General features: G+C 60.9%; 8 protein-coding genes. 5 read left to right on the top strand and 3 right to left on the bottom strand.

Translation table 11 applies throughout. The features are described 5' to 3' along the window. The first annotated feature begins 183 nt into the window (after positions 1-183). On the top strand, positions 184-1092 hold the full coding sequence (locus AB4Z23_RS03490; RefSeq protein WP_003511851.1) for an MBL fold metallo-hydrolase: 909 nt from the start codon (positions 184-186) through the stop codon (positions 1090-1092). Positions 1093-1215: 123 nt separating this feature from the next. Here the strand turns inward: AB4Z23_RS03490 and AB4Z23_RS03485 are convergent, their stop codons facing one another. After that, complete coding sequence (locus AB4Z23_RS03485) at positions 1216-2136, bottom strand: DUF1499 domain-containing protein (protein WP_441359993.1); 921 nt, start codon at positions 2134-2136, stop codon at positions 1216-1218. Between the two features lie 531 nt (positions 2137-2667). On the opposite strand from AB4Z23_RS03485, the gene AB4Z23_RS03480 reads away from it, so the two are divergent. The 3 genes from AB4Z23_RS03480 (at position 2668) to AB4Z23_RS03470 (ending at position 5011) form a co-directional block, all read left to right on the top strand. Further along, the gene (locus AB4Z23_RS03480) at positions 2668-4032 is read left to right on the top strand and encodes a dicarboxylate/amino acid:cation symporter (protein WP_019564166.1); all 1365 of its coding nucleotides are present in this window, start codon (positions 2668-2670) and stop codon (positions 4030-4032) included. Between the two features lie 192 nt (positions 4033-4224). Beyond that, entirely contained in the window at positions 4225-4557 is a 333-nt protein-coding gene (locus AB4Z23_RS03475; RefSeq protein WP_162719771.1) for an MliC family protein, read from the top strand. A gap of 181 nt (positions 4558-4738) precedes the next feature. Continuing rightward, entirely contained in the window at positions 4739-5011 is a 273-nt protein-coding gene (locus tag AB4Z23_RS03470; protein ID WP_003511845.1) for a hypothetical protein, read from the top strand. On the opposite strand, the gene ppdK is transcribed toward AB4Z23_RS03470, so the two are convergent. Further along, entirely contained in the window at positions 4989-7715 is a 2727-nt protein-coding gene (gene ppdK / locus AB4Z23_RS03465; RefSeq protein ID WP_003511838.1) for a pyruvate, phosphate dikinase, read from the bottom strand. The two genes, AB4Z23_RS03470 and ppdK, sit on opposite strands and share 23 nt — an antisense overlap. A gap of 228 nt (positions 7716-7943) precedes the next feature. Between ppdK and AB4Z23_RS03460 the strand changes: the two genes are divergently transcribed. Further along, positions 7944-8921, top strand: coding sequence for a VOC family protein (locus tag AB4Z23_RS03460; RefSeq protein ID WP_421477909.1), 978 nt, complete (start codon positions 7944-7946; stop codon positions 8919-8921). A gap of 271 nt (positions 8922-9192) precedes the next feature. On the opposite strand, the gene AB4Z23_RS03455 is transcribed toward AB4Z23_RS03460, so the two are convergent. Next, positions 9193-12660 (bottom strand): chromosome segregation SMC family protein, encoded by a 3468-nt coding sequence (locus AB4Z23_RS03455; RefSeq protein WP_003511835.1) that lies wholly within the window; start codon positions 12658-12660, stop codon positions 9193-9195. Positions 12661-12663 lie beyond the last annotated feature (3 nt).

Below are 12663 nucleotides of genomic sequence, written 5' to 3'. Positions count from 1 at the left end.
ACGCCGCTGCCTGAACCGGGCCTGATTAGCAAAGCCTGCCCGACGCGGCAATGACCTGACGGCTTATTTTTTCACAAAATCCAAGCTTTTTGGATGCCGTGCCTGACATGGCATGTTAGGGCTTGGCGATTGCGCGGCTGAGGCTGCGGCTCTGCGTGGCATGGCATATTTCAGGAGGTCTTGATGGCGGACCCGGCATTCGATCTCGATTTCAGGCCGGCCTATGGCGAGGCGGTTCCCGTTGCCCCGCTCATCCAGCGCATCACCGTCAACAATCCTTCCGCATTTACCTTCCATGGCACCAACTCCTATATCGTCGGCGACCGGTCCGTTGCCGTCATCGATCCCGGCCCGGAGGATGAGGCGCATTTTCAGGCGCTGATGGCGGCGCTTGATGGACGCGAGGTCACCCATATCTTCGTCAGCCACACCCATCGCGATCACTCGCCGCTTGCGCAGCGGCTGCGGCAGGCGACCGGCGCTATCACGGTTGCGGAAGGCCCGCACCGCGCCGCTCGGCCACTGCATGTGGGTGAGACCAATCCCTTTGCCGAAAGTTCCGATACGGCTTTCGTGCCGGATGTGGCACTTGGCGACGGGCAGAGCCTTTCCGGCGACGGCTGGGCGCTGACGGCGCTGCACACGCCGGGGCACACCGCCAACCACGCGGCTTTCGCACTTGATGGCAGCGGCATCGTCTTTTCCGCCGATCACGTCATGGCCTGGGCCACCACCATCGTCGCACCGCCTGATGGGTCGATGAGCGATTACATGGCCTCACTGGAGCGCCTGCTCGCCCGCGACGACCGGCTGTTCCTGCCCGGCCATGGCGGCCCGGTCAACGATCCCGCAGCCTTCATGCGCGGGCTTCGCGCCCACCGCCGCATGCGGGAACGGGCGGTTCTGAAGCGCATCCGGGAAGGCGACCGGCGGATAGCCGATATGGTGAAGGTGATCTATGCCAGCACCGACAAACGCCTGCATGGGGCTGCGGCACTTTCCGTACTGGCCCATATCGAAGACCTGATCGAAAAGGGCGAGGTGCGGACCGAGGGTGCGCCTTCGTTGCTGGGGGAATATTTTCCGGCGTGACGCTGGCGTGTGGGCGCAACGCTCATATCGGCGTCATCATATCCGGTTCAAACATTTCAACCACCGTCGCATTTTCCCGTCGTTCCGGCATTGAGCCGGAATGACGAAGAAGGAAACTAAGCCTCAATTGTCGTTCAGGCCCTGCATTTCCGCATCCAGCGCATCGAGATAGGCTTCTGCGATTGCTGCTCCCATGCCAAGATCGTGCGGGCCGTAACGGGAGGCAACGCGCACATCGACGATCGTGGTTTCCGCCTCCTCTTTCAGGCGGATGAGGATGTCGAAACGCAGGCCCCAGATGCGCGTGCGCTTTTCGCCCTGCATCAGCACCACGCCGCTGCCGTTAAAGAAGGTGGGCTGCGGTGCCTCGACCGGCCGTGCCATGGGAACCGGCACGATGGAGGGGAGGTCCTCTACCGGGGCTTCCTCGGTGGGCTGCGACTTGTCCTGTTCGGGAACGCCGACGGAGGGCGGCTCCACCGTGCCGATGACGCCTTTGGTATGGGTGATGCGGATGCTCTGGGCGGCGGCCATTTTTTTGGCGGCGGTGTAGATGCGGTCTATCGCACCTTCATAACGGCGTCCGGCAAGGCTCGCATAGGCCACGGCCTGCGCATCCCGGTCCGCTTTTGCAACAGTGGCCGGTCTTGCCAGCCATTGCTGATTGGCAACGGGCGGCACCAGCCATTCCGGCGCATCGGCAAGATCGGTGGAGATGTCGTAAATCTTTGGCTGCTGCCAGTACAGAAATGCGCCGTAACCGACGACGCCGAGCGGCAACGCCGACAACAGCAGCGCGGCAAGCGCAGAAAGGCCGCCGCGCGCACCCGTGGTCCACAGCCGTTCAAGCCCAACCAACGCCAGAAGCATCGCCATCAGAGCGATTCCAGCGGCTATCATCAGCAGGCCAATGAGATCGGGCGTCGTCAACGGTCCGAAACGGTGGATGCCAGCGGCGACAAGAAAAAGCGCCAGCGCCGCCATACCGAGATAGCGGGAAAGATAGGCTGCAACTGAAAAAGGCCGGACAAAACGCACAGTCATGGAAGCGGATATCCGTTAGATCGCATTGGCGTAAAAGCGTTGCACCCGAAATCTGGCAAGGGAATCACCTGCATATGATGTCATAGACCGGATTTGCGGTTAGGAAAACAAGGACGGGTCTGATCTGCGGGTAAAGTGCGTAAACCCACCTTTGTCGCGCCGGACTTGATCCGGCATCCAGCCACGGCGCGTCTGCATGGTGAAGGAAGCCTGCCGCGATCAAGGACTTGATCGCAATGGACCCCGGATCTGGTCCGGGGTGACGGAGTGGGAATGCAACGGCGTCAGCAAACGCAAACGCTCTTCAAGCCTCCGACCTCGTTTTGAGCGCGTGAAAGGCCACGTCCACGATAGAGCGGAATATTTTTCCGCATTATCTCCCTTTAAGAGAATAATGCATCGGCAGCGCAACAAATACGCAAGCTCATCCCTTATTTGCTGAGGAAATCGGCGTATTCTTCGTCCCTTCCTTCGAGAATGCGTGTAAAAAGTGCATTATCCTCGTTTTTTTGCATAAAAAAGAGACAAGCCATGTCACAGGCAACGACGCCAGCCCGCTCATCCGGGTCAAAACCCTTTTATCGCAACTTCGGCTTTCAGGTTCTGATCGCCATGGTCATCGGCCTGCTGCTCGGGCTCGTTGCGCGCAATATCGGTCCTGATGCCGCCGGCAGCCCGAACTGGCTTTCCGTGACGTTGCAGACCATCGGCAGCATTTTCGTGCAGCTGTTGCGCGCGCTGGTGCCGCCGCTGATTTTCACAGCCATCGTCGCCTCCATCGCCAATCTCAAGAACCTCTCCAATGCGGCAAAGCTCGTCTGGCAGACGCTTCTGTGGTTCGCCATCACGGCGCTGATCGCCGTGGTCATCGGCATCGTCCTTGGCCTCGTCATTCAGCCGGGCGTGAACACCGCGATTGCCAATACCGCAGCGGCAGCACCCTCCTCCACCGGTTCCTGGCTCGACTTCCTGAAGGGTCTCGTGCCGGCCAACGTGTTCGGCCTCGAGGCCTCGACCAAGGTCAATAACGGTTCCGCCAGCACCTCGCTGAACTTCAACGTGTTGCAGCTGCTCGTGGTGTCGATTGCCTTTGGTGTCGCGGCGCTGAAAGCGGGCAAGGCGGCGGAGCCGTTCCTTGCCTTCAACCAGTCGCTGCTTGCCATCGTGCGCAAGATCCTGTGGTGGGTCATCCGCCTCACGCCCATTGGCACCATCGGCCTGCTCGGTCGCGCCGTTGACCAATATGGCTGGACGACGCTTTCGCAGCTTGGCTGGTACGCGGCGGCCGTTTATATCGGTCTGGCGCTGGTTCTCTTCGTGGTCTATCCGGCGCTGCTTCTCGCCCATGGCCTGAAGCCATCGCGCTTCTTTGCGGGCGCATGGCCGGCAATCCAACTCGCCTTCGTGTCGCGCTCCTCTATCGGCACCCTGCCCGTCACCGAAACCGTGACGGAAAAGAGCCTCGGCGTGCCACGCGAATATGCCGCCTTCGCCGTGCCGCTCGGCGCCACCACCAAGATGGACGGCTGCGCCGCCATCTATCCGGCGATTTCAGCGATCTTCATCGCCCAGTTCTTCCAGGTGCCGCTCGGCATTCAGGACTATGTGCTGATCGTGTTCGTCTCGGTGCTTGGCTCGGCCGCAACGGCGGGCCTGACGGGTGCCGTGGTGATGCTGACGCTGACGCTCTCCACGCTCGGTCTCCCGCTCGAAGGTGTTGGCCTGCTGCTCGCCATCGACCCGATCCTCGACATGGGCCGCACGGCCGTCAACGTCGCCGGTCAGGCGCTGGTGCCCACCATCGTCGCCAAACGTGAAGGCATTCTAGATGAGGCAGTCTATAACAACGCCAAGGACATCGAGGCGCTCGATGACCGCGACGCGGTTCCTGCCTGAACAAAGAACGACTGAAAGTGGTGCCGCCGGGGTGGTACCTTCATATCTCTATGATGGGCGTCGCTATCACTTTAGCGACGCCCACATTGACAATAATCCCAAAAATATTGAAGTATAAATTTGCGAATCATCAATTTTAGCTGCAATTGTCCTAATATAATTATGGAAAACAAAATTGTACCGAGATAAAATATGAAAAAATCGTCTATAATTCTCCTGAGTATTTTCTCCTTCATTGCATTCCCTAATTTGACCGCAGCAGCGGGAACAACTGTTGATTCCGTATCCTATTCGTGCGCCAACAACGAAGTCCTACGTGTAGTTTACGTCAACGGCGCCGATGGAAAAAGCTTCGCGATCCTGCAGCAGATGGAAGAAATGATACCTATGGCGGAAACAATATCGGCGTCCGGAGCGGTTTATAACGCAATCGACCCGAACTATAGCTACACTTTGCGCACGAAAGGCAGCAACGCCTCGCTTGAAGATAGCAGGGGCACGATACTGGACGGCTGCTCAGAGTAATAATGCAAAACAAGAACGGGTGGCGGCCGCGGACATCCCTGGCGTGAAAAGAAGATTGCGGCATCAGGCAATAGACGATGCAACTTTCCAGTCTTCACCCGCTTTTCCCGATCATGAATCAGGCGTATCAATCGCGGCAATAAAAGTGCCGCCCGGCTGTCATGTTCTAGGGAGAAACAAAATGCGCGTTTCCATTGTCTTAGGTTCGCTCGCCGCTCTACTGGCGCTCACCGCCTGCCAGACGCTGACGCCGGAAGAGCGCCGGGCGCGGGATGAGGCGACATGCCGGGGTTATGGTTTCCGCCCCGGCACCGACCCCATGGCGGGTTGCCTTCTCGATCTGGAAATGGATCGTCGCGCCGACAACCGCGCCTGGCAGGCGCAGATGAACCGCGACATGTTCTATCGTCCGGTGGTGGTGGAGCGGCGGATCATCGTCCAACCAAACCCCTGACCGGAATGAAGGCGACATTGCTGGCGGTTTCACCCTGCCTTGCCCTTGCGGCAAGTGTCGCCTGCGCGGCGGCAAGACGCGCGATGGGCACGCGGAAGGGCGAGCAGGACACGTAGTCGAGATCCGCATCCTCGCAGAAATGGATCGAGGCCGGGTCGCCGCCATGTTCGCCGCAGATGCCGAGTTTCAGCTCCGGACGCGTCTGGCGGCCGCGCTCGGCGGCAATGCGGATCAGCTCTCCCACACCGTCGAAATCGAGCGAGATGAACGGATCGCGTTCAATAATACCCTTGCGCTGATAGGTGTTGATGAAACGTGCCGCGTCATCGCGGGAAATGCCGAAGGTCGTCTGCGTCAGATCGTTGGTGCCGAAGGAGAAGAACTCCGCAGCTTCCGCAATCACATGTGCGCGCAGCGCCGCACGCGGCAACTCGATCATGGTGCCGGTCAGATATTCGAGCGTCATGCCGGTCTCTTCCGCCACCTCGGCGGCCACAGTGTCGATGACAGCCTTAACGTAATCGAGTTCGGACCGGAGGCCGACCAGCGGCACCATGATCTCAGGCACGACAGGCGCACCGGTGATGCGCGCCGCCGCAACCGCAGCCTCAAAAATGGCGCGCGCCTGCATTTCGGCAATTTCGGGATAGGAAATGGCAAGCCGGCAGCCGCGATGGCCGAGCATGGGGTTGAATTCGTGCAGCGCATCCAGCCGCTGGCGGAATACGGTCTGCGGCATGCCCATGGCGGCGGCGACCTCTACGATCTCGCCATCGCTCTTCGGCAGGAATTCGTGCAGCGGCGGATCAAGCAGGCGGATCGTCACCGGCAGGCCGTGCATGATCTGGAAAAGCTCGGTGAAATCCGAACGCTGCATCGGCAAAAGCCGGTCAAGCGCTGCCCGCCTGCCCTTTTCGCTTTCGGCGAGAATCATCTCGCGCATCACATGAATGCGATCGCCTTCGAAGAACATATGTTCGGTGCGGCAAAGACCTATGCCTTCTGCACCGAAGGCACGCGCGGCGCGGGCATCGGCCGGTGTATCGGCGTTGGTACGCACTGTCATACGGCGCAGATTATCGGCCCATTGCATCAGCTTGCCGAAGTCACCTGACAGTTCAGGCTGCGTCATCGGCACTTCACCTTTCATCACCCGGCCGGAAGAGCCGTCGATGGTGATGACATCGCCGCGTTTCAGCATGCAGCCAACGCCGATCAGCACCTTGTTGCGCATATCGACGCGCATCGAACCCGCACCGGTAACGCAGGGAATGCCCATGCCGCGCGCTACCACGGCGGCGTGGCTGGTCATACCGCCGCGCGTCGTCAAAATGCCTTCGGCGGCATGCATGCCGTGAATGTCTTCCGGACTGGTTTCGATGCGGACCAGAATGACGCTTCGGCCTTCAGCTTCCGCAGCGACCGCTTCTTCCGAGGTAAAGACGATCTCGCCGGTTGCCGCACCCGGGGAGGCAGGCAAGCCGGAGCCGATGATGGGCCGAGAAATACCGGGATCGATGGTGGGGTGCAGCAATTGGTCGAGCGATGACGGCTCGATGCGGCAGACTGCTTCTTCCTGCGAGATCAACCCATCCTCGACCATATCGACGGCGATTTTCATGGCGGCGCGTGTGGTGCGCTTGCCGGAACGGGTCTGGAGCATCCAGAGCTTGCCGCGCTCGATGGTAAATTCCAGATCCTGCATGTCGCGATAGTGGGTCTCCAGCCGTTTGCAGATCACCATGAACTCGGCGAAAGCCTCTGGCATCAGCTTTTCCATGGAGGGTTTGTCGGAACCCGACGCCAGCCTCGCGGCCTCGGTGATGGATTGCGGCGTGCGGATGCCCGCTACCACATCTTCACCCTGGGCATTGACGAGGAACTCGCCGTAAAGCTCCGCCTCTCCGGTGGAGGGATTGCGGGTGAAGGCAACGCCGGTTGCCGATGACGAGCCGAGATTGCCAAAGACCATGGCCTGGACGTTGACCGCCGTGCCCCAGTCGCCGGGAATATTGTGCAGGTGTCGATAGGTCACGGCGCGATGGTTCGTCCAGCTGGCAAAGACTGCACCGATCGCGCCCCAGAGCTGAACATGGCAATCCTGCGGGAAAGCCTCTCCCAACTCGTCCTCGATCAGTTGCTTGTAAAGCGCAACGACATGCTGCCACTCGACCGCCGACATATCGGTATCGTATTCATGGCCGAGCCGGCCTTTCTCGTCTTCGAGAATTTCTTCGAACAGCTCATGGTCGAGACCCATGACGACATCGGCATACATCTGGATGAAGCGGCGATAGCTGTCCCAGGCGAAACGGGCGTCGCCCGCATCGTGGCCCAGCGCCTGCACCGTGCGGTCGTTGAGGCCGAGATTGAGCACCGTGTCCATCATGCCCGGCATGGAGGCACGCGCGCCTGATCGGACCGACAACAGCAGCGGCGTCTGGCTGCCGCCGAATGTCTTGCCGGTCACGGCTTCCATGCCGTGAAGGCCGGCCATGACCTGCAGCTTCAGCTCTTCGGGGAGATCGCGGCCGTTCTTGTGATAAAGGGCGCAGGCATCGGTTATGATGGTGAGGCCGGGGGGAACGGGAAGGCCGAGACTTGCCATTTCGGCAAGGTTTGCACCCTTGCCGCCCAATATAGCAACGTCACCTGCCCGGCCTTCGGCAGCACCGTTGCCGAAGGTATAAACCCACTTTTTCATTCCACGCTCTCCACCCAGAAGCGTTGTCATTTTTCTATCATCTACAGCATTGGCAGCATGTTGGAAACGCCACAACGTCCAGTTTACATCGCAGTGCAGCATAATTGCGGCGAATTGCGCGCCAGAATTGCCGCAAAAGCAAAATAACAGCGTTACTGACGCATTCGTGTAGTGCGCAGAAACGGAGTGTTCCCTAAGCCATCCACATCGCCCAAAAAGAGATTATTCATGCAATTTACTCGCCGCCACACGTTGAAATTTGCCGGAATTTCTTGCGCCGCCACCGCCCTTGCCGGTGCTCTTAGAGCAGAAGGCGCCCCACCCGCAGCAAGTGCAGGCACCGCCCTTCCCTTTGCGCTGACCACGCCGATGCATGTCAGTCAGGCGGCGCTTCGGGTGCGCGATCTCGATCCGATGATCGATTATTACCGTTCCGTGCTCGGGTTGAATGAGGTTGCGCGCAACGCACGGGGTGTGACGCTCGGCGCCGGCACCGTTCCCCTGCTTGATCTCGTTCACAAGCCAACGGCGGATTATGAAAGCCCCACCTCAGCCGGCCTGTTCCACATCGCCTATCTGATGCCCAGCCGCAAGGATCTGGCGCGGTGGCTGGTACATGCGGCGTTAAGGCAGGTGCCGCTCACGGGCTTTGCCGACCATAATGTCAGTGAAGCGGTCTATCTCAACGATCCCGAAGGCAACGGCATCGAGGTTTACAGCGACCGGCCGAAGGACACATGGGTCTGGAGCGGCAGCGTGGTTAAGATGGGGACCGAACCGCTCGACGTCGATGATCTCGTAACGCTGACCGACACCAAAAAGAGCGATTACGAGGCCGCACCTTCCGGCATGCGCATCGGCCATATTCACCTGCGGGTCGGCGAGATTGCCACCGCACGCGCCTTTTACGAGGAAGCCGTTGGTCTCAAACCGACGCAGGATGCCCGTTCGGATGCCTCTTTCCTGTCATCGGGCGGATATCACCACCACCTGGCCGTCAACACATGGAACAGCCGGGGGGCGAAAGAGCGCAACGCCACCGAAACCGGCCTCGACTGGTTCTCTCTTGCCATCAAAAATCCCACGGACCTTGAAGCGCAGAAAACGCGGCTGCGGGCGGCCGGTTATGTGCTGGTGGAGATGGAAAACAAGGTTGTGGAAGCGATTGATCCGTGGGGCACGCGGCTGCGGTTGGTGCCGGTATAAGAGGGCGGCAAGTCGGCTGGTTTCCTGTGACTGGTTGAGGAACGAGGGACGCGAGGCACAACACCAAAAAAAAGCCTTGCGAGGCCACGGCAGCGACCTCGCAAGGCTTTCCATCCGGTACAGGAAACCGGATGGGGGGTCTGGAAAGAGCCCAAATTCCTTTCAAAAAGACATAGCAAAATGCCGCGCATTGTCGCCCACCCGAATGGGTGATGCGGCCAGATAAATTCGCGATGGACAAGGCTTAAGGGGCAGGTCCGGAACGGGAAACTCAGACGGCTTCGCGCAGTTGCTCGGCAGTCTGCAAATCCACGGAAACCAGTTGCGACACGCCCTGTTCGGCCATGGTGACGCCGAAGAGGCGGTTCATGCGCGCCATGGTGATGGGATTGTGGGTGATGATGACGAAACGCGTTTCGGTGGAGGCAACCATTTCGTCCATCAGGTTGCAGTAACGCTCGACATTATGGTCGTCGAGCGGCGCGTCCACCTCGTCCAGCACGCAGATTGGTGCGGGATTGGTGAGGAAGACCGCAAAGATCAGCGCCATGGCCGTCAGCGCCTGTTCACCGCCGGAAAGCAGCGTCATGGTCTGCGGCTTCTTGCCCGGAGGACGGGCGAGAATTTCCAGGCCGGCTTCCAGCGGATCGTCGGATTCGATCAGCTGCAATTCCGCCGTGCCGCCACCAAACAGATGGGTGAAAAGCCGCTGGAACTGCGAATTGACCACATCGAATGCCGCAATCAACCGTTCACGGCCTTCACGGTTGAGGTTCTGGATACCGGCGCGCAGCTTGCGCACCGCGTCGATGATATCGTCGCGTTCCTTGATGAGGGCCGCGAGCTTGGCGGAAAGCTCCGCCTGCTCTTCCTCGGCACGCAGGTTGACGGCGCCCAGCCTCTCACGCTCGATCTTCAGCCGGTCGAGATCGCGCTCGACATCGCGAATATCTGGCTTCGGCTGGTCGGGACCAAGGCCGGTCAGGCGCAGCGCCATATGCGGCTCGGTATTCAGCGTTTCGCGGATGCGATGTTCGGTTTCCTGCCGCTTCTCGCGGGCGGAAACAAGCCGCTCTTCGGCGCGGCCGCGCTTTTCACGGGCTTCTGCCAGTTCGGAAAGGGCGGTGGTGGCAACGCGGTCGGCGGCGCGTTGCAGGTTTTCCGCCTCCGCCAGCCGGTCCGCGGCCAAGCGGCGGGCGTCTTCGGTTTTCTGAAGCTCGGTCAGGAGGTTGCGGCGTTTCTCGTCGAACTCTTCCGGCGCAATGTCCAGTTCGGCGATTTCCTCGCGCGCCTCTTCCTCACGCTCGCGCAGGGTGGCGATGTGATCGGCGGCACTGGCGGCCCGCGATGCCCAGGTGGAGCGCTCCTGCGCGATTGCCTGAAGCCGGCGCTGGCGGCTTTCCGCCTCGCGGCTCACCCCCTCGTGGCGGGCGCGCGCTTCCGCCAGCAGGCCACGGTCTGTGGCGACTTCCAGCTGGCTTTCACGCAGGCGCAGATCAAGGGCGGAAAGATCCGGCGCGTCTTCCATTTCGATGCGGGCGTTTTCTTCCTGAACGACGATCTCGTCGATCTGCGCGCCGATCTGGTTCAGCGCTTCCGAAACGATATCCCGGCGGCGCAGAAGATCGCCCGAGGCGCGTTCGGCTGATGTCAGCGCCTCTCGTGCCTCGGCAAGATGACGCGTCACCAGCCGGCTTCTGTCGCGCACTTCCGAAAGCCGCAACTCGGCGCTTTTGATGTCGTCGGTCCTGATGGAGAGCTGTTCTTCGGCCTCCTCCAGACTGAAACGGGCCTCTTCCAGTTCCGTCTCGATTTCGGCAAGCCGGTTCTTTTGTGCCAGACGAAGGGCGGCGGCTCCCGGCGCATCAGCGCTGGCGATGTGGCCATCCCAGCGAAACAGCGCGCCCTCGCGCGTCACCAGCCGCTGACCGGCCTTCAGCGACGGCATCAGGCGCAAGGCTTCCGCAGTGTCGGCTGCAACGCCGATCTGGGCGAGACCGCGCCTTAATGCGTCCGGCGCCTGCGCATAGTTCAGAAGCGGCTTGACGCCCTGCGGCAAAGCAGGATCGCCCGCACCATCGCCATTGCCGGCCCAATAGGCGGGAGCAGCGGGATCAAGGGCACTTTCGAGGTCGTCGCCAAGGGCTGCACCAAGCGCTGCCTCAAAACCACGTTCCACCGTCATTTCTTCCGCCACCGGCGTGAAGCTGCCATTGGCGGCAGCACTGGCCGCCAGGATTTTGGTGATGGTGCGCGCTTCCGTATCCAGAGCGTTCAGCCGGTTTCTCGCCGTTTCCAGCGGGCCGCGCGCCAGCGCTTCGGCGGAACGCGCCTCGGCAACGGCGGCTTCGGCTTCCTCCGCCACGATCAGAGCATCTTCCACCGCGATCTCGGCTGCCTCGACCGCCTCGCGGCGCTCCGAAGGATCGGGAAGGCCGGAGAGTTTTTCATCGACGGCATCGATCTCGGAGGATGCCTCCTGCGACTGGCGTTCCAGCCGGAGTTTACGATCGGAAAGCTCGCGGATCGCCCGTTCCAGCTGCTGGCGCCCGGCGGCGGCCTCGGCGCGCTCGGCGGTGATGGCAGTGAAAACGGTTTCGCTTTCAGTCAGTTTAGCGGCAGCTGCCTCAAAGGCTTCGCGCATCTCTTCGGCATGACGCCCGGAATCGGCGAGGATTTCGAGAAGGTCTGCCTCTTCCTCATCGAGCCGCGCGAGGATCTGGGCGTTATCAGAGACAAGCCGTTCTTCGCGAACGATGTCTTCGCCAAGCTGCGACAGACGGCGCGCCAGCTCATCACGGCGGCGCAGCAGGCGGTTCGCCTCGTCATCCAGCTGGGTGCGGGCAATCTGCAGACGTTGCAGGGCGGCAGCGACACGCGCTTCATCCTCGCGCAGTTCCGGCAGCTTCAGGCTGGCAATGCCCTGCTGTTTGGCCGCCTCCATCTGCGCCTGCGCCTTTTCGGCAACGATGTTCGTGGCCTGATTAAGCGCGCTTTCCGCTTCGCCTTCGGCTTCCTTGGCTTCTACCCAGCGGATATGCAGCAGGGTCGCCTCGCGGGCGCGGATATCCGCCGACAGCATCTTGAAACGGTTGGCCTGCCGCGCCTGGCGTTTCAGGCTTTCGATCTGGCTTTCAAGCTGGGCGGTCACATCCTCCAGCCGCTCCAGATTGGTTTCGGCAGCGCGCAGGCGAAGCTCCGCTTCATGGCGGCGGGAATGCAGGCCGGAAATGCCGGCCGCCTCTTCCAGAAGCTGGCGGCGGGCCTGCGGCTTGGCATTGATGAGTTCGCCGATACGCCCCTGCCCCACCATCGAGGGCGAACGCGCGCCGGTGGAGGCATCGGCAAACAGAAGCTGCACATCCTTGGCGCGCGCTTCCTTGCCGTTGATGCGATAGACCGAGCCGTTTTCGCGCTCGATGCGGCGCGTCACCTGAATTTCATCGGCATCGTTGAAGGCGGCGGGCGCGGTGCGATCGGAATTGTCGAGATAAAGGCCGACCTCGGCGGTGTTGCGGGCCGGGCGATTGCCGGAACCGGAGAAGATGACGTCATCCATGCCGGATGCGCGCATGTTCTTGTAGGAGTTTTCGCCCATCACCCAGCGAAGCGCTTCGACCAGATTGGACTTGCCGCAACCATTGGGACCCACGACACCGGTCAGACCCGGCTCGATGATGAATTCCGAGGGTTCAACGAAGGATTTGAAACCGACGACGCGGAGCTTGTTGAACTTCATGCC

Source organism: Agrobacterium sp. MCAB5, from assembly GCF_052114365.1.
GTDB classification, from domain to species: domain Bacteria; phylum Pseudomonadota; class Alphaproteobacteria; order Rhizobiales; family Rhizobiaceae; genus Agrobacterium; species Agrobacterium tumefaciens.
The sequence above is the reverse complement of the archived record's forward strand: the minus strand, read 5'-3'. Positions and strand labels throughout refer to the sequence as shown.